Raw genomic sequence first — 17,554 nt, 5'->3', positions numbered from 1 at the left:
GACGCATGGATTTCATCTACACGGAAGAACAGCGCATGCTGGCCGACAGCCTGCGCCGCCTGGTGGACCAGGCATGGACGTTTCCCCAGCGGCGCGCCCGGCAGGCCACGGGCACGCTGGATCGGCAGGCCTGGAATGCGCTGGCCGAACTGGGCGTGCTGGGCCTGAACATTTCGCAGGACCACGGCGGCTTCGGCGAAGTGCCCGCCAGCCTGCTGCCGGTGCATGTCGAGCTGGGGCGCGGGCTGGTGTCCGAGCCGGTCATCCCGAGCGCGGTGATGGGCGCGGCGCTGGCTGATGCCTGCGGCGACGCGGCGCGCGGCCGCTGGCTGCCGCCCATCGCGGCGGGCGAGGCCATCGTCAGCGTGGCGTGGCAAGAGCCCGGCCGGCGTTATGCGGCGGATCCGCAGGACTGCCGCGCCGCGCAGACCGCCGAAGGCTGGCGGCTGGACGGGGCCAAGCACCTGGTCTGGCACGGCGCGGCCGCCGATGCTTGGTTCGTCAGCGCGCGCGGCGGCGATGGCCAGACCGTTCTGTTGGCGGTGCCGGCCGATGTGGCCGGCGTGCGCATGACGGACACGCCCACGCTGGACGGCGCGCGCTGCGCGCGGCTGGATTTCGATGCGGTGACGCTGCCCGCGCAGGCGCTGCTGGCAGCGGGTGATGCGGCCGACCATGCGTTGGCGCAGGCGTTGCAATGGGGCACGGCGGCGCTGTGCGCGCACGCGGCGGGCGCAATGGAGCGCCTGTTGGAAATCACGGTGGAATACCTGAAGACCCGCAAGCAGTTCGGCCAGCCCCTGGCGTCCTTTCAGGCGCTGCAGCACCGCCTGGCCGAGATGCTGGTGGCCAAGGAGCTTGCGCTGTCGATGGCCTATGTGGCGGTGGCCGCGTTGACCGAATCCGACGCGGCGCAGCGGCGCCGCATGATCGCGTCGGCCAAGCTGGAGGCCGCGCGCGCCGGCCGTCTGGTCGCGCAGCTGGCCGTGCAGTTGCACGGCGGCATGGGCATGACGGACGAACTGGAGGTCGGCGATTATTTCAAGCGCCTGACCGTTGTGGATCAATTGATGGGCGATACGGCAGAGCAACTGGCCGTCCTGGAGGAGTTGGCATGAGCGCAGACGCACCGGCTTTCACACACCTGCCGGCTTTCACCCAGATCCAGTTCACGCTGGAACGCGGCGTGGGCGTCATCACCCTGAACCGGCCCGAGCGCATGAACAGCTTCACCGAGGTCATGCACGGCGAACTGGCGCGCGCGCTGGACCTGCTGGAAGGGCAGGAAAACCTACGCGGGCTCGTGATCACCGGCGCGGGCCGCGGCTTTTGCGCCGGCCAGGACCTGGGCGAACGCAAGCCCGCCGAAGACGGCTCGCGTCGCGATCTGAGCGTGATGCTGGAGAAGTGCTATCGCCCGCTCATCAACCGCTTGCGCGCCTTGCCCGTGCCGGTGGTGTGCGTCATGAACGGCGTGGCGGCCGGCGCGGGCGCGAGTCTGGTGCTGGCGTGCGACGTGGTGTTTGCGGTGGAATCGGCGCGCTTCGTGCAGGCGTTCAGCAAGATCGGCCTGTTGCCCGATGCGGGCGGAACGTGGTTCCTGCCGCGCCTGGTCGGGTCGGCGCGCGCGATGGGCGCGGCGCTGTTCGGGGAATCGGTGTCGGCCGCTCAGGCGGAAGCCTGGGGCCTGATCTGGCGCGTGGTGCCCGACGCGGCGCTGGCGGACACGATCGCGCAGGTGACCGGCACGCTGGCCGCCGGCCCCACGCGCGCCTACGCGGCCGCCAAGGCGGCGTTGCAGGCGTCCAGCGGCAACACGCTGGCGCAGCAGTTCGATCTGGAATGCAGCCTGCAGCGCGAATTGGGCTACACGGACGATTACCTGGAAGGCATGCGCGCCTTCGCTGAGAAGCGCCCGCCCGCATTCACCGGCAAATGACGCGGCGCAACGTCAGGATTCTTGCGGCGTCTGAATCTGTTCGATGAGTTCGCGCGCGCAGCCCGGCAGGGCGTCGATGTCGCGCACCAGCAGCTTGCGTTCGCGCACCACCCACGGCTCGTCCAGTTCGACGACGCGCAGCTTGGTGTCCCCGCCGTAGCGGCGCGCGGCCGAGTCCGGAATGACGCCGACGCCCACGCCCGCCTGCACCATGCGGCAGATCGAATCGAAGCTGTAGAGCTGGATGCGCTGGGGCAGGCGCTGGCCGACGCGTTCCAGTTGGTCGCGCAGGAAGGCCACCAGCGTGGAGCCTTCGTGCATGGTGATGAACGGATAGCGCACGGCGTCCGCCAGCTTGACCTTGTCCTGATCCTGCAGCGGATGGCCGTTAGGCACCACCAGCACCAGGCGGTCGGTGCTGAAGTGGATGGTCTGCAATTCCGGCGCATCCACCGGTCCCGCGACGATGCCCAGGTCGGTGGTGCCGTCCAGCACGCCGCGCACGATGTCGCGCGTCAGACGCTCCTGCAGATCCACCGTGACGCCGGGGTGGCCCGACAGGAATTGCGCCAGGATGTCCGGCATGAATTCCGTGACGGCTGTGGTGTTGGCAAAGATGCGGATGTGGCCGGCGTCGCCGTCGGCCTGTTCCTGGAAGTCGTGTTTCAGGTGATCCACCTGCCGCATGATGACGCGCGCGTGCTGCAGCAGTTTCTGCCCGGCGGGCGTGATTTCCACGCCGCGGCTGTCGCGGTAGAGCAGTCGGGTATTGAGCTGGTTCTCCAGCGCCTTGATCCGTACGCTGACCGCGGCCAGGGACAGATGCGCCCGCTTGGCCGCCTGCGTCAGGCTGGGGGATTCGGCGATGTGGATGAACAGTCGAAGGTCGGCAAGGTCGAAGTGCATGGGCCATATATTACGGCGCGGATGGCCGATTCAGGCGCCGCAAACCCCGCCTTGAGGAAAAACGAATTCACACGCCCGCCGGCTTGCGGGCATGCTTCAGGCTGTAAAAACACCACCAGAGGAACTCGGCATGACATCTACAGATCCGGCCGCGTGGATCGGCAGCGGCGAGCGCAAGGCGGACGCCATGGACCCCGGCCACGCCGCGCGTATCGCCGCCACCCTGGGTGGACCGGTGCCGGCCGAGGGCGACGACCTGCCGCCGTTGTGGCAATGGGCTTTCTTCATCGCCACCGTCGGCATGGACGGGTTGGGGACGGATGGCCATCCGTCGCGCGGCGGCTTTCTGCCGCCTGCGCAGGACCGCAACCGCATGTGGGCCGGCGGCCGCGTGGAATTCCGCCAGCCGCTCAAGGTGGGCGTGCCGGCCGAACGGGTGTCGACCGTGGCCGAGGTCAAGGAAAAGACCGGCCGCACCGGCTCCCTGCTGTTCGTGACCGTGCAGCATGAATACCGGCAATCGGGCGAAGTGGCCATCCTGGAAGAGCAGGACATCGTGTACCGCCAGCCCACGCCGCCCAAGCTCACGGGCAGCGAGCCCGCGCCACAGGCGCAATGGAGCGACACGGTCAATCCCACGTCGATCCTGCTGTTCCGCTATTCGGCCGTTACGTTCAACGGCCACCGCATCCATTACGACCATCCCTACGTCACCGGCGTCGAAGGCTATCCCGGCCTGGTCGTCCACGGCCCGCTCATCGCCACCGAGATGGTCGCCGCCTTTGTGCGGGCGCATCCCAAGGCCCGCCTCACGCATCTTGCCTACCGCGGCTTGCGCCCGCTGATTTCCCCCGCTCCCTTCCAGGTCGCCGGCCGCTTGTCCGAGCCGGGCGTCGCCCAGCTCTGGGCCGAGCAGGACGGCACGCTGGCCCACCAAGCCGAATTGAGGTTCACCGAATGAACATGCAGGCCTCCCGCCCGCTGGACGGCATCACCGTCGTCAGCCTGGAACACGCCATCGCCGCGCCTTTCTGCACCCGCCAGCTCGCGGACATGGGCGCGCGCGTCATCAAGATCGAACGTCCGGGCAGCGGCGACTTCGCCCGCGGCTACGACGAGCGCGTGCGGGGGCTGTCCTCGCACTTCGTCTGGACCAACCGCTCCAAGGAAAGCCTGACGCTGGACCTGAAGCGCGACGAAGCCGCTGGCGTCATGGACCGCCTGCTGGAATCGGCCGACGTGCTGGTGCAGAACCTGGCGCCCGGCGCCGCGGCGCGCCTGGGCCTGTCGTTCGAGGCGCTGCACGCGAAGCACCCGCGCCTGATCGTCTGCGACATCTCGGGTTACGGCGAGGGCGGTCCCTACCAGGATAAAAAGGCCTATGACCTGCTGATCCAGAGCGAAAGCGGCTTTCTGTCGGTCACCGGCACGAAGGACGATCCGGTCAAGGCGGGGTGTTCCATCGCGGACATCGCCGCCGGCATGTACGCCTATTCGGCCATCCTGAACGCGCTGCTTCTGCGCAAGCGCACGGGCGTGGGCAGCCGCCTGGACGTCTCCATGCTGGAGAGCATGGTCGAGTGGATGGGCTTTCCCATGTATTACGCCTTCGACGGCGCGGCGCCGCCCGTGCGCGCGGGCGCGGCCCATGCGTCCATCTATCCGTACGGGCCGTTCCCCGTGGGCGGCGGATCCACCATCATGCTGGGTCTGCAGAACGAGCGCGAATGGCGCGTCTTCTGCGCGCAGGTGCTGCGCCAGGCCGAGCTGGCCGAGGACCCGCGCTTCATCTCCAATTCGCTGCGCACCGCCAACCGCGACGCGCTGCGCGCGCTCATCGTGACCGCCTTTGCCGACCTGTCCATCGAGCAGGTGACGCAACGCCTGGAAGACGCGCAGATCGCCAATGCGCGCGTCAACGACATGGCCGGCGTGTGGGCGCATCCGCAATTGCAGGCGCGCCAGCGCTGGAGCCAGGTCGACAGCCCCGCCGGCATGCTGCCTGCGCTGCTGCCGCCCGCCACCAGCAACGCGTTTACGGCGCACATGGGGGCGGTGCCCGCCGTGGGCCAAAACACCGATGCGGTGCTAGCATCTCTGGGATACGCGCCGGATCAGGTGGCGCAGTTTCATGCCTCGGAGGTCGTGTGAATCATCCCGTCGTTCGTAGCGCCCTGTTTGTGCCGGCCTCGCGGCCCGAGCGCATCCCCAAAGCGCTTGCCGCGGGCGCGGACGCCGTCATCGTGGACCTGGAAGACGCCGTGGAACACCTGGCCAAGGCGTCGGCGCGCGAAGCCCTGTGTGATTTCCTGGGCCTGAATCGCGAGGCCCGGCTCTGGGTGCGCATCAACGACGCTTCCACGTCCTGGCACGACGACGATCTGAAGGCCTGCCGCGGCAGGGCCGGCGTAGCGGGCATTCTGCTACCCAAGGCCGAAAGCATGATGCAGGTGCGGCACGCGGCCCAGACCGGCTGTCCCGTGATTCCCATTCTTGAAACCGCGCAGGGCATTCTCAATGCCGGCGAGATCGCCGCCACGCCGGGCGTCGCGCGGCTGGCGTTCGGCAGCCTGGACTACGGCCTGGACCTGGGCCTGACGCCCGACACGCCGGGCGCCGAAACCGTGCTGGACCACGCCCGGGTGCAGGTGCTGCTGCAGACCCGTGCCGCGGGCCTGGCGCCTGCGCTGGACGGCGTCTTTCCCGGCGTGCAGGATCAGGCGGGGCTGGCCGCGGCGGCCGGCCGGGCGCAGCAGATGGGTTTTGGCGGCATGCTGTGCATCCATCCCACGCAGGTCCCCGTCATCCACGCTGCCTTCGTGCCGGCCCAGCAGGAACTCGACTGGGCGCGGCGCGTCATCGCCGCGCACCGCGATACCGCCGCGGGCACGTTCATGCTGGATGGCAAGATGGTCGACGCGCCCGTCATCGCACGGGCGCGGCTGGTGCTGGCGCAGGCGGGCGAATCCGCGCGCGGCTGAATCCCGCGCCGGCGCCTCGTCCAGACCGTGCGCCGAGGCGCCCCGCGCATACAACCTGACAAGGCGGGCCCATGGGCGAGGCGCTCTTCATCGGACATACCTACATCGACGTCACCGTGCTGGCCGACGAATGGCCCACGGGCGACCAGAAAAGCGTGGCGCGCGACTACGCGGTCTCGTTCGGAGGCAACGCGGTCACGGCGGCGTTTGCCTGCGCGCGGCTGGGATTGCCGCCCGATCTGGTCTGCTCGCTGGCGCCCGACTGGCTGGGCCACATGTACTCGGACATGGCGGCCGCGCATGGCGTCACGCTGCACGCGCGCCAGGTGCGGCGCTCCTCGCTGTCGTTCATCATGCCCAACCATGGCAAGCGCGCCATCGTTCGCGCGCGCGACGCGGGCTACCTGAACGACTTTCCGCGGCTGGACATCGGCGGCTATCGTGCCCTGCATCTGGACGGCCATCAGCCCGACGCCGCGCTGCATTACGCGCGGGCGTGCCGGCAGGCCGGCGTGCTGACCTCGCTGGACGGGGGCGGCATGCGCGAGAACACCGACGAACTGCTGCGCCATATCGACGTGGCGGTTTGCGCCGAGCGCATGTGCGAGCAGCTTGGCCTGTCGCCGGAAGGGCTGCTGGATCTGCTGAAGGCGCGCGGGTGCCGCATCGGCGCGGTGACGCTCGGCGAGCGCGGCATGCTGTGGTACGACGAGACGGGACGCGTCGGCACGCTGCCGTCGCTGGACGTCCCCGCGTCGCGCATCATCGACACCTCGGGCGCGGGCGACGTGTTCCACGGCGCTTATGTGTGGTCCTACCTGACGCGGCCGGAACAACCCTGGATCGAGCACTTCACGTTTGCGCGGGCGGCCTCCGCGCACAAGATCCAGCATCTGGGGAACGAGGCGGGGCTGCCGGACGTGGAAGACGTCGAGCGCGCCATGATGGCGTTCACGCCGAAGGCTTGATGCCGCCTGCGGCGCGTATTGTGCTGCTTGGTTGAGAGCAGGCGCGCATTGCGCCGCGTCGCTGAATCCGCGCTCAGGGCGCGAGTCGTTCGATCGGCTGGTCGTGGATCGCGCCGATCCAGGCGTCAAGCGGTTGGCCTTGCACGGACAGGCCCGGCGCGAGATCGCGCAGCGGCAGCAGCACGAAGGCACGCAGATGCAGGCGGGGATGCGGCAGGATCAGCCGCGCGTCGTCCAGCCGCGCATCGCCGTGCAGCAGCAGATCCAGATCGAGCGTGCGAGGGGCGTTGCGGTAGGGCCGCAGGCGGCCGTGTTCGTTTTCGAGCGCCTGCAGGACGTCCAGCAATGCCAGCGGCGCGAGGACGGTATCCACGGCCGCCACGGCGTTGATGAAGTCGGGGCCGGTGGCATCCACCGGCGCGCTGCGGTAGAACGGCGAGGCCGTCACCCCGGTGACGCCGGGCGTGGCCTGCAACTGCGCCAGGACCTGCCGCAGCGTGGCCGCGCTGTCGCCCAGGTTGGCGCCCAGGCCGACATAGGCACGCACGGGCAGTTGCTGCGGCATGCGGGTTACTCGGTGCCCGGCGCGCTGCGCGGGCCGCTGCGGCGCGGACGGCGGCGCCGGCGCGCGGGGGCTCCCGTGGCCGCGGCCGCATCGGCGGCTTCGCGCGGCTGGCGCGAGATTTCCTCGATCATGTCGGCGCGGGTGGCGTCGTCGGCGTTGGCCAGATCCATCCACCACTGCGCCAGCACGCTGTCGAATTCGCCGGCGGCGGCGCGCAGCTGCAGGAAGTCGCATGCGGCGCGGAAGCGCGGCTGCTCGATCATGCGGTAGATGGTCTTGCCCATGCGGCGTTCGAAACGCGGCTGCATGAACCAGATTTCGCGCATGTCTGACGAGAAGCGGCGCTGGATGGCGAGCTTCTCGGTTTGTTCGTCCAGCACCGAATCCGCCGCCGTCGACAGGGCGGGGATGGTGTGCTCGCCCTGGGCGCGCAACTGCTTCCAGCGCACGTCCACCTGCTGCCACAGCAGCGCGGCAAAGAGGAAGCTGGGGCTGATGGTCTTGCCGGCGCGCACGCGCGCGTCGGTGCGCTCCAGCGCCAGTTCCACGAAGTGTTCGCCGCCGGGTTGCTCGAGCACCACGTCCAGCAGGGGCAATAGGCCGTTGTGCAGGCCGTCGGCGCGCAACTGGCGCAGGCAGTCCATGGCATGGCCGCAGGTCAGCAGCTTGAGCATCTCGTCGAACAGGCGCGAGGCCGGCACGTTTTCGATGAGGTCGGCCATCGTGCTGATGGGCTCGCGCGTGGCCGGGTCGATCGTGCCGTTCAGCTTGGCGGCAAAGCGCACCGCGCGCAGCATGCGGACCGGGTCTTCGCGGTAACGCTTGACGGGGTCGCCGATGATCCGGATCTGGCGCTTCTTCAGGTCGGCCACGCCATCGTGGTAGTCGATGACTTCCTCGTTGTGCGGGTCGTAGTACAGCGCATTCATGGTGAAGTCGCGGCGCTTGGCGTCTTCTTCCTGCGAACCGAACACGTTGTCGCGCAGGATGCGGCCGTGCTCGTCGGTCTCCTGGTCTTCCGAAGCGGGCGCGCGGAAGGTGGAGGTCTCGATGATTTCCTGGCCGAACACGACGTGAACCAGCTGGAAGCGGCGGCCAATGATGCGCGCGCGGCGGAACAGCGGGCGGATCTGTTCGGGCGTGGCGTTGGTGGCCACGTCGAAGTCCTTGGGTTCCAGCCCGACGATCAGGTCGCGCACCGCGCCGCCGACGATATAGGCTTCGTAGCCATGCTGGCGCAGCACCTCGCACACCTTGATGGCGTGGCGCGACACGTTGCGGCGGTCGATGCCGTGCTTGTCGCGCCCGATGCGCAACGGCCCCTTGGGTGTCGGCGCGAAGAGCCGGCCGACGAATTTTCTTATGGTTTCAGTGATCATTTAGGACTTCGAATCTTCCATGTGGTCGAACAGGTCGATCACTTGCCAGCCGCGTTCCTGCGCAATGGCGCGCAGGGTGGGGCTGGGGTTGGCGGCAATCGGACGGGTCACTTTTTCGAGCAGCGGCACATCGTTGACCGAATCGCTATAGAAAAACGATTCGGAGAAATCCGCAAGCCCCAGGCCCATGCCGGCCAGCCAGTCGTTGACGCGCACGACCTTGCCTTCCTTGAAGCTGGGCGTGCCCAGGATGCGGCCGGTGTAGCGGCCGCGCAGGTACTCGGCATCGGTCGCGACCAGGTGGGGCACGCCGAAGGCGCGGGCGATCGGGGCAGTGACGAAGCTGTTGGTGGCCGTGACGATGGCGCAGAGGTCGCCGGCTTCGAGGTGGCTGTCGACGAGGTCGCGGGCAGCCGGCGTGATGGACGGGCGGATGACTTCGCCCATGAAGGTTTCGTGCCAGGCAGCCAGGTCGTACGGCGAATGCGCGGCCAGAAGGCCCAGCATGAATTCGGCGGCCTGTTCGGCCGTGAGTTCGCCGCGGTTGTAGCGGTCCATCAGATCGTCGTTCAGGCGGCGGGCTTCGACGGGATCACCCGCGCGGCCCGTGCGCGCCAGATAGTCGGCCCATTGGTAGTCGCTGTCGAGCGGCAGCAAGGTGTGATCCAGGTCGAACAGGGCGAGACGTCGGGTGGTCATGTGCGTTGTGAATCAGGATCTGCGAGCATGGCGCGCAGCAGGGGGAGGGTGATGGGGCGGCCGGTGGCCAGAGAGTAACGGTCCAGCGCGTCGAGCAACGCGGCAAGCTTGCGGATGTCGCGTTCGTGGTGCGTGAGCATCCAGTTGATGATTTCGGGCGCCAGGTGCAGCCCGCGTTCGGCGGCTTGCGCCGACAGCGCGGCCAGCTTGTCGGCGTCGGACAGCGGGTCCAGGCGGAACACCAGATCCCAGCCCAGGCGCGTGCGCAGGTCTTCGCGCAGCGGCATCGACAGTGGCGCGCGGTCGCCGGTCAGCGCCAGCGCGAAGGCGCGCTGCGTGGCCGCGGATTCCCGCCACCGGTTGTACAGCGCGAACAGGGCAGCCTGACGGCTGTCGTCCATGCGGTGCACGTCGTCGACCGCCACGAACTTGGGCATGGGCGATTTGGAGTCGGCCTCGGCCAGGCGGCGCAGCATGTTTTCGCCGTTGGCTGGGTCAACGTAGACGGCATCGGGCCGGGCGGTCAGCGCGCGCAGCAGATGAGTACGGCCGCAGCCGGCGGCGCCCCAGATGTACAGGGCCCGTCCGGGCTTGAGCGCACGCACGGCTGCCACCGCTTCTCCGTTGGGGCCGGCGATGTAATTGTTCAGCGAGGGCGCTGGCGCGGGGAGAACGTCGAGCAGCAGCTGGCGGTTCATGAGAGTTAGCAATCGGGCTTTTCAGGGGCGCCGCAAAAAGCCAAGAAAAATCGGTAATACACGGGCCAAATAGAAACTGGCAAAATCAATACCGGCCAACCCTACACTTTAAACCACCTGAGGCGATGGTGTCGCGTCCGAACGCTTGGCCTGGCTTGGGTTTGCGCCCTCTCGCGCCCGTCCGCGCCCGCGGCATCGTAAAATGCAGGGCGTTCCACCAAAATCCCAGCAATTGTTACATACCCCACGGCATTTCTCATGACGAACCAACCTAAAGCCCCCCTGACCTACCGCGACGCCGGTGTCGACATCGACGCAGGCGACGCCCTGGTCGACCGAATCAAACCCCTTGCCGCGCGCACCATGCGCCCCGGGGTGCTGGCCGGTATCGGCGGCTTTGGCGGCCTGTTCGAAGTGCCCAAGACGTATAAAGAGCCCGTGCTCGTTTCCGGCACCGACGGCGTGGGCACCAAGCTGCGCCTCGCGTTCGACTGGAACCGCCATGACACGGTCGGCATCGACCTGGTCGCCATGAGCGTCAACGACATCCTGGTGCAGGGCGCCGAGCCGCTGTTCTTCCTGGATTACTTCGGCTGCGGCAAGCTGTCGGTGGACACGGCGGCGGCGGTGGTGGGCGGCATTGCCAAGGGCTGCGAATTGTCGGGTTGCGCGCTGATCGGCGGCGAAACCGCCGAAATGCCGGGCATGTACCCGGACGGCGAATACGATCTGGCCGGCTTCGCGGTGGGCGCGGTGGAAAAGTCCAAGATCATCGACGGCAAGTCCATCAAGGCGGGCGACGTGGTCCTGGGTCTGGCGTCCAGCGGCGCGCACTCCAACGGCTACTCGCTGCTGCGCAAGATCCTGGAACGCGCCGGCGCCAAGCCGGACGACGATTTCCACGGCCAGAAGATGGTCGACGTGGTCATGGCCCCGACCCGCATCTACGTGAAGCAGGTGCTGGCCGCGCTGGCCAAGCACGGCACGGCGATCAAGGGCCTGGCCCACATCACGGGCGGCGGCCTGCTGGACAACGTGCCGCGCATCCTGCAGGACGGCCTGGCCGCCAAGCTGCACCGCGACGCCTGGGAAATGCCCAAGCTGTTCCAATGGCTGCAGGAGCAGGGCGGCGTCGAGGACACCGAGATGTATCGCGTCTTCAACTGCGGCATCGGCATGGTGCTGGTGGTGGATCCGGCCCAGGCCGACGCCATTGCCGCCACGCTGCGCGAGCAGGGTGAAACGGTCAGCAAGCTGGGCGAAATCGTTCCCCAGGAAGCCGGCATGGCGCAGACCTTCGTGGTGTGACGCCGCGGCGATCGTGCTGCAATAAAAATGACCGCCGTGATGAACTGACCCCCAGAAGTTGGACGTCAGAAGCTAAAGCCCGAAGGCCTGAGCTCGGTATTGCACCGGGCTCAGGCCTTTTAGCTTGAGCTTGATGCGATCGTGATTGCAGTAACGGATGTACTGCCGGATGCCGGCCTGCAACTGGTCGACGCTATCGAAGCGGTTCAGGTGGAAGAACTCGGCCTTGAGCGTGCCGCTCGAAGGTGTCTGACACCCCCTGAGACGGCATCGCAGGATGAAGTCGGTCTCGTTGGGGTGTCAGACACCTTCGAGAGCCTCCTTCGAACGCAGCGCGCTGCCCGTCAGTCCGCCAGCGTCAGCGCCACGGCGTCGATGGTCTGCGCCACGGCGTCGGCCGCCAGGCAGTCGACGATGACGCGATCGGGCTGCGCGCGCAGCCAGGTGATCTGGCGCTTGGCCAGTTGCCGCGTCGCCGCGATGCCCTGCTCGCGGGCGGTGTCCAGGTCGATCTGGCCGTCCAGGTGCGCCCACATCTGGCGGTACCCCACGCAGCGCACGGACGGCAGGCCCGGGTGCAGGTCGGCGCGAGCGTGCAGGCCGCGCACCTCGTCCAGCAGTCCCTGCCGCAGCATGGCGTCAAACCGCTGCTCGATGCGGGCGTGCAGGGCGGCGCGGTCCGAGGGCTCCAGGCTGATCGTCACGTAGCGGTTGCCGTCGTCGTCCGGCTTGCGCTGGGCGCGTTGCAGCAGGGCCGACATGGGGTGGCCGGAAAGCTGGCAGATTTCGAGTGCGCGCTGGATGCGCTGGCTGTCGTTGGGCGCCAGGCGCGCGGCGGTGACAGGGTCCAGCGCCGCCAGCTCGGCGTGCAGCGCGGGCCAGCCCAGGCGGGCGGCGCGCGCTTCCAGTTCGGCGCGCAGCGCCGGATCGGCCTGCGGCAGGTCGTCCAGACCGTCGCGCAGCGCCTTGTAATACATCATGGTGCCGCCCGCCAGCAGCGGAATGCGGCCGCGCGCGCGGATTTCACCGATCAGACGCAGTGCATCGGCGCGGAATTCCGCGGCCGAGTACGACTGCGCGGGATCCAGAATGTCCAGCAGATGCTGCGGCACGCGCGCCTGCTCGTCCGCCGAGGGCTTGGCCGTGCCGATGTCCATGCCACGGTAGATGGTGGCCGAATCGACGTTGACGATCTCGAGCGGCCAGCGCTCGGCCAGCGCCAGCGTGGACGCGCTCTTGCCGGCCGCGGTGGGACCAGCCAGGCAGATGACGGGGAGCGACGCGGGGGATTGGGAAGACGGCAAGCTATTGTCCGCGCAAAAAGAGCTTGTCCAGGTCCGACATGGACCACTGCACCCAGGTCGGCCGCCCGTGGTTGCACTGGTCGGCCCGTTCCGTGGTTTCCATCTGGCGCAGCAAGCCGTTCATCTCTTCGAGGGTGAGCTTGCGGTTGGCGCGCACGGACCCGTGGCAGGCCATGGTCGAGAGCAGTTCGTTGCGCTGTTCGGTGAGCAGACGCGAGACCCCCACGGCGCCCAGGTCGCGCAGCACGGCGCGGGCCAGGGTCTCGATGTCGCCGCGCGCCAGGATGGCCGGCACCGATCGCACGGCGATGGACGTGGGGCCGGACGGACGCATCTCGAAACCCAGGTCGTTCAATTGTTCTTCGAACTCCTCGACCAGGGCCAGGTCCTTTTCCTGGGCGTGGAACACCACGGGCACCAGCAGATCCTGGCGCGGCAGGCTGCGCGCGTCCAGGGCCTGCTTGAGCTGTTCGTAGACCACGCGCTCGTGCGCGGCGTGCATGTCCACCAGCACCATGCCGCGGCGGTTCTGGGCCAGGATGTAGACGCCATGCAGCTGCGCCACTGCCATGCCCAGCGGGTGCTCCTCGTCGGCGGGCAGCGCGGCGGGCGCCGGCGACGGTTCACGCAGGGGCGCGGTGCGGGCCGCCGTGTCGTCGGTCAGCGGGCGATAGAGCGATTGCCAGTCGGCCGCGGGAATCCCGGCCGGTTCGGCGTGCAGCCGGAAGGGCACCTGGGTGTGCGGGCGCTGGGCGGCGGGCGAGGGGCGCAGGCCGTAGGCGGCGCCGTTGCCGGGGCCGCTCGCGCCAGGGTTAGCGCCGGCGTTCGAGCCGCCGGCCGTGGCGCCATTCATTCCACCACTCATGCCCCCATAGCCGGGGCGCGGGGATTCCGTCGCGGGCGTCACCGGGCGGTACGCCGGTGCGGCGGCATCGGACGGGGCCGTTTCGCCCGCCGGACGCGCCACGGTTTCGAATTCGGCGTCTTCGGCATGCCCCGTCGGCGCAACGGCGGACGAGCCGCCCATCTGGGCCAGCGTCTGGCTGACCGCATGCGAGACAAAGCGGTGCACGGCGCCGCTATCGCGGAAACGGACTTCGTGTTTGGCCGGATGGACGTTCACGTCCACGGCGGCAGGGTCGATGTCCAGGAACAGCACGTACGCGGGCTGGCGGTCGCCGTGCAGCACGTCGGCATAGGCAGAACGCAGCGCGTGGCTGACCGTGCGGTCCCGCACATAGCGGCCGTTCACGTACAGGTACTGGCGGTCGGCGCGGGCGCGGGCGGCGGTCGGACGCGTGATCATGCCGGCCAGGCTGACTGTGCCGACCGAATGCGACAGCAGCAGCCCGTGCTCGGCGAATTCGGCGCCCAGCACGTCGCGGATGCGCTGCGGCGGGTCGGCGGGCAGCCACTGGCGCTGCGCGCGATCGTGGTGGAATAGGCGGAAGGCGATTTGCGGATGCGCCAGTGCGATGCGCTCCATCGCGTCGACGCAATGGCCGAATTCGGTGGCTTCGGATCGCAGGAACTTGCGGCGGGCCGGCACGGCGTCAAACAGCTGGCGCACGTCGACCGTGGTGCCGGGCGGGCCGGAGGCGGGGCCCACCTGCATGCTGCCCGCGTCGATCTGCCAGGCATGGTCGCCATCTCGGGTGCGGGAAATGATGGATACCTGGGCCACCGACGCAATGGACGCCAGCGCTTCGCCGCGGAACCCCATGGAGGCCACGGATTCCAGCTCGTTCAGCGAGCGGATCTTGCTGGTGGCGTGGCGGGCCAGCGCCAGCGGCAGTTCTTCGGGGGGGATGCCCCCGCCATCGTCCGTGACGGCGATGCGGCGGATGCCGCCGCCTTCCAGGCGGACCTCGATGGCGCGCCCGCCCGCGTCAATGGCGTTTTCCAGGATTTCCTTGAGCACGGACGCGGGGCGCTCGATGACCTCGCCAGCGGCGATCTGGCTGATCAGCAGGTCAGGAAGCGCAAGGATGGAACGACGTTCGGTCATGTGGCCCAGATCTTATGTAGCAGTGCGGACGATTTTAGCGTCATGCCCCGGTCGGCTATAGTCGCTGACAAATTCCCATCGGATATCAGGGCCGCTTCAATGCTTGAGTTTTTCAATATGGTGCTTCACATCGACCAGACGCTTGGCCTTTGGGTCGAGCAGTACGGCGTGTGGGTGTATCTGGTGCTGTTTCTCATCGTCTTCGCGGAGACGGGGCTGGTCGTGCTGCCCTTTCTGCCGGGCGACTCGCTACTGTTCATCGCCGGGGCCTTCGGCGCGACGGGGCATATCGACCCCGTCATGATATCTGTGCTGCTTATCGTGGCCGCCGTGACCGGCAACTCGCTGAACTACGCCATCGGCCGCTACATCGGGCCCCGGGTGTTCTCGATGAACCTGCGTTTCCTGGACCGCGGCGCGCTGATGCGCACGCACGCGTTCTACGAAAAGCACGGCGGCAAGACCATCGTCATGTCGCGCTTCATCCCCGTGGTGCGCACCTTTGCGCCGTTCGTGGCGGGCGTGGCCGAGATGTCGATGGCGCGCTTCCAGCTCTTCAACATCACGGGCGCGCTGCTGTGGGTGATCAGCCTGGTGGCGGCGGGCTACTTCTTCGGCAACATCCCGATCATCCGCGATCACCTGAACACCATCGTCCTGGTGGGCCTGGCGGCGGCGGTCGTGCCGGTGGTGGCCGCAGGCGTCCTCAAGCTGGTGCGCGCGCGCCGGACGCAATAACGTCCACGCCGCGCTTGAAACAAAAAGGCGATGCGCCAGAGGGTGCATCGCCTTTTTTCATGGGCCGGGACATCGACCCCGGCATGTGTCCTGAATCCGTCTAGCTCAGGTCGCCCAGTCGCGCCAGCGGCGGATTGGCCGTGAAGTAGCGCTGGATGCCGGTCATCATGGCCTGCGCCAGCTTGTCCTGGTGCGAGGAGCTGCGCAGCAGCGCTTCTTCCTGCGGGTTGCTGATGAAGGCGGTCTCGACCAGCACCGACGGGATGTCGGGCGCCTTCAGCACGGCAAAGCCGGCTTGCTCGACGCTGTTCTTGTGCAGGCGGTTGATCTTCTTGATCTCGTCCAGGAAGGCGTTGCCGACCTTGAGCGAGTCATTGATCTGGGCCGTGGTGGAAAGATCCAGCAGCACCTTCGCGACCTGGCGGTCGTGGCTGCCCAGGTTGACGCCGCCGATCAGGTCGGCCGCGTTTTCCTTGTCGGCCATCCACCGGGCCTGCGCGCTGGTGGCGCCGCGCTGGGACAGCGCAAACACCGATGAGCCGTTGGCCGTGGGCTTGACCCAGGCGTCCGCGTGGATCGAGATGAACAGGTCCGCGTGCACGCGGCGGGCCTTTTGCACGCGCACGTGCAGGGGCACGAAGTAATCGTCGTCGCGCGTCAGGTAGGCGCGCATGTAGGGCTGGCTGTCGATCAGCGCCTTCAGGCGCCGCGCGATGCGCAGGACCACGTCTTTTTCACGCAGCCCGGATTTGCCGATGGCGCCCGGGTCTTCGCCGCCGTGGCCGGGATCCAGCGCGATGGTCAGCATGCGCGGCTTGCCGCGGCTGGCGGTGGCGGGGGGCTTAGGCGGGGTGGGCAGGGCGGGCGCCGGCTGCTGGCCGCGCACGCGCGGCGGTTCGGGCGGGTCCGCGCGGGTCACCGGGTTGCGCTGGATGTCTTCAAGGATGCGCGCCAGCGGATCGTCCACGTCGGGACCGCTGGACTTGTTCAGGATCGCGATCAGCGGATCCTGCGCGATCTTGGGATAGAGGTCGAGCACCAGGCGGTACTGGTAATCGGCCACCGGCTTGAGCGTGAATACCTGCGGCGCCACGGGCTGCTTCAGGTCGAACACCAGCCGCACCACGTTCGGGCGGTTCTGCGCCACGCGCAGGCTTTGAATGTAGGGATCGTCGGGCCGGACCTTGGAGACCAGGTCGTTCAACGCGGCGCTGATGGTCAGTCCCTCGATATCGACCACCAGGCGATGGGGATTTTCGAGGGTGAATTGTTCGGCCTTGAGTTCGCTGTCGAGTTCCAGCGTGACCCGGGTGTATTCGTCGGCCGGCCAGGTCCGGACGGCCAGGATCGTTGCAGCCTGCGCCAGCCGAGGCACGACCGGCAGGACGAGCAGGGTGGCGGCGACGCTGATCAGGCGTCGGCGGGTGGCGCCTGCCGCGGGGAGGGCGCCGTCAGGGGCGGGGGGACAATCGCGTTCAACCATGTTTGTCCTCGGGCGGTGTACGCGGTCAGGGTGGCGTCACGTCCGTCGCCTGCATAAACCAGGCAGATCAGAAGGTCGGGCGGGGGTAAAAAACCTTCCGCCCGCTCCGGCCATTCGATCAAAACGACTGCGTCGTCACGCAGTAAATCTCGGAATCCTGCGTCCAACCATTCGCGCGCATCACTAAATCTATAAAAATCAAGGTGATAGAAGTATAAGTTAGAAACTTTATAGGTTTCAAGCAGCGCGTAGCTTGGACTCTTGATTCGGCCTGTGATGCCGCTTTCCCGCAACAATGCCCTGGAGAAGGCCGTTTTTCCTGCCCCAAGGTCCCCTTGAAGGTGAATACATGCGCCTGGCAGGCCGGTTTGGGCGCCGGTCACCATGGGCGCAAGCTGGCGTGCCAGCGCCTCGGTGGCGGCTTCGTCGGGCAGGTGCAGGGTCAGGGTGGCGAGAGGGGCGGACATGGCGCGGGAGCAGTGGTAAAAAACGAGGATCGGAGCACAGATGGGAGCAATTATAGGAATGCGGGTTTCTGCTAACCTATAACGATTGCTATTCTCAATAATGTCGCAACT

17 protein-coding genes and 1 pseudogene are annotated in these 17,554 nt (G+C 67.8%); 8 read left to right on the top strand and 10 right to left on the bottom strand.

From position 1 onward, the window contains the following. Positions 1–5 precede the first annotated feature (5 nt). Positions 6–1,118 carry an acyl-CoA dehydrogenase family protein gene (locus ASD71_RS20870; protein ID WP_056569068.1) on the top strand — a complete coding sequence of 371 codons (1,113 nt, stop codon included), beginning with the start codon at positions 6–8 and terminating at the stop codon, positions 1,116–1,118. Further along, on the top strand, positions 1,115–1,939 hold the full coding sequence (gene paaG, locus ASD71_RS20865; protein WP_056569065.1) for a 2-(1,2-epoxy-1,2-dihydrophenyl)acetyl-CoA isomerase PaaG: 825 nt from the start codon (positions 1,115–1,117) through the stop codon (positions 1,937–1,939). The genes ASD71_RS20870 and paaG overlap by 4 nt, the downstream gene beginning before the upstream one ends. Before the next feature lie 12 nt (positions 1,940–1,951). On the opposite strand, the gene ASD71_RS20860 is transcribed toward paaG, so the two are convergent. After that, entirely contained in the window at positions 1,952–2,845 is an 894-nt protein-coding gene (locus ASD71_RS20860) for a LysR family transcriptional regulator (protein ID WP_056569061.1), read from the bottom strand. A gap of 130 nt (positions 2,846–2,975) precedes the next feature. On the opposite strand from ASD71_RS20860, the gene ASD71_RS20855 reads away from it, so the two are divergent. The 4 genes from ASD71_RS20855 to ASD71_RS20840 all read left to right on the top strand — a co-directional run bounded on the left by ASD71_RS20855 (position 2,976) and on the right by ASD71_RS20840 (position 6,794). Then, entirely contained in the window at positions 2,976–3,806 is an 831-nt protein-coding gene (locus tag ASD71_RS20855) for a MaoC family dehydratase N-terminal domain-containing protein (RefSeq protein ID WP_056569058.1), read from the top strand. Then, the gene (locus ASD71_RS20850; protein WP_082579005.1) at positions 3,803–4,996 is read left to right on the top strand and encodes a CaiB/BaiF CoA-transferase family protein; all 1,194 of its coding nucleotides are present in this window, start codon (positions 3,803–3,805) and stop codon (positions 4,994–4,996) included. Before ASD71_RS20855 ends, ASD71_RS20850 begins: the two co-directional genes overlap by 4 nt. Further along, entirely contained in the window at positions 4,993–5,826 is an 834-nt protein-coding gene (locus tag ASD71_RS20845) for a CoA ester lyase (RefSeq protein WP_056569056.1), read from the top strand. Before ASD71_RS20850 ends, ASD71_RS20845 begins: the two co-directional genes overlap by 4 nt. A 71-nt stretch (positions 5,827–5,897) precedes the next feature. After that, on the top strand, positions 5,898–6,794 hold the full coding sequence (locus ASD71_RS20840; protein WP_056569054.1) for a sugar kinase: 897 nt from the start codon (positions 5,898–5,900) through the stop codon (positions 6,792–6,794). A gap of 73 nt (positions 6,795–6,867) precedes the next feature. Here ASD71_RS20840 and ASD71_RS20835 read toward each other — a convergent pair whose 3' ends face one another. The 4 genes from ASD71_RS20835 to hda are packed head-to-tail and all read right to left on the bottom strand — an operon-like array spanning position 6,868 to position 10,135. Next, positions 6,868–7,359, bottom strand: a complete 492-nt coding sequence (locus ASD71_RS20835) for a 2-amino-4-hydroxy-6-hydroxymethyldihydropteridine diphosphokinase (protein WP_056569051.1) — start codon at positions 7,357–7,359, stop codon at positions 6,868–6,870. 5 nt (positions 7,360–7,364) lie between these two features. Then, complete coding sequence (gene pcnB, locus ASD71_RS20830; protein ID WP_056569048.1) at positions 7,365–8,738, bottom strand: polynucleotide adenylyltransferase PcnB; 1,374 nt, start codon at positions 8,736–8,738, stop codon at positions 7,365–7,367. Continuing rightward, complete coding sequence (locus ASD71_RS20825; protein ID WP_056569045.1) at positions 8,739–9,437, bottom strand: HAD family phosphatase; 699 nt, start codon at positions 9,435–9,437, stop codon at positions 8,739–8,741. After that, positions 9,434–10,135 carry a DnaA regulatory inactivator Hda gene (hda, locus tag ASD71_RS20820; protein WP_056569042.1) on the bottom strand — a complete coding sequence of 234 codons (702 nt, stop codon included), beginning with the start codon at positions 10,133–10,135 and terminating at the stop codon, positions 9,434–9,436. Before hda ends, ASD71_RS20825 begins: the two co-directional genes overlap by 4 nt. Positions 10,136–10,393: 258 nt before the next feature. On the opposite strand from hda, the gene purM reads away from it, so the two are divergent. After that, a complete protein-coding gene (gene purM / locus ASD71_RS20815) occupies positions 10,394–11,443 on the top strand; it encodes a phosphoribosylformylglycinamidine cyclo-ligase (protein WP_056569039.1) in 1,050 nt (349 codons plus the stop codon). Positions 11,444–11,515: 72 nt separating this feature from the next. On the opposite strand, the pseudogene ASD71_RS27765 reads toward purM, so the two are convergent. The 3 genes and pseudogenes from ASD71_RS27765 to mutL all read right to left on the bottom strand — a co-directional run. Further along, positions 11,516–11,680 (bottom strand): annotated as a pseudogene (locus ASD71_RS27765) (IS3 family transposase); the annotation flags it as partial. 107 nt (positions 11,681–11,787) lie between these two features. Continuing rightward, positions 11,788–12,747, bottom strand: coding sequence for a tRNA (adenosine(37)-N6)-dimethylallyltransferase MiaA (miaA, locus tag ASD71_RS20810; RefSeq protein ID WP_056569037.1), 960 nt, complete (start codon positions 12,745–12,747; stop codon positions 11,788–11,790). 1 nt (position 12,748) lies between these two features. After that, positions 12,749–14,755, bottom strand: coding sequence for a DNA mismatch repair endonuclease MutL (gene mutL, locus ASD71_RS20805; RefSeq protein ID WP_056569035.1), 2,007 nt, complete (start codon positions 14,753–14,755; stop codon positions 12,749–12,751). 99 nt (positions 14,756–14,854) lie between these two features. Between mutL and ASD71_RS20800 the strand changes: the two genes are divergently transcribed. Next, complete coding sequence (locus ASD71_RS20800) at positions 14,855–15,493, top strand: VTT domain-containing protein (protein ID WP_156395240.1); 639 nt, start codon at positions 14,855–14,857, stop codon at positions 15,491–15,493. 100 nt (positions 15,494–15,593) lie between these two features. Here the strand turns inward: ASD71_RS20800 and ASD71_RS20795 are convergent, their stop codons facing one another. Both ASD71_RS20795 and tsaE read right to left on the bottom strand, forming a co-directional pair. Next, on the bottom strand, positions 15,594–16,976 hold the full coding sequence (locus tag ASD71_RS20795) for an N-acetylmuramoyl-L-alanine amidase (protein ID WP_056569030.1): 1,383 nt from the start codon (positions 16,974–16,976) through the stop codon (positions 15,594–15,596). After that, complete coding sequence (tsaE, locus tag ASD71_RS20790) at positions 16,904–17,443, bottom strand: tRNA (adenosine(37)-N6)-threonylcarbamoyltransferase complex ATPase subunit type 1 TsaE (RefSeq protein WP_056569028.1); 540 nt, start codon at positions 17,441–17,443, stop codon at positions 16,904–16,906. Before tsaE ends, ASD71_RS20795 begins: the two co-directional genes overlap by 73 nt. Positions 17,444–17,554 lie beyond the last annotated feature (111 nt).

The sequence above is a fragment of the Achromobacter sp. Root565 genome (assembly GCF_001427425.1).
Classification (GTDB): Bacteria; Pseudomonadota; Gammaproteobacteria; order Burkholderiales; family Burkholderiaceae_B; genus Achromobacter; species Achromobacter spanius_D.
This window is presented reverse-complemented; position numbering and strand designations above follow the sequence as displayed.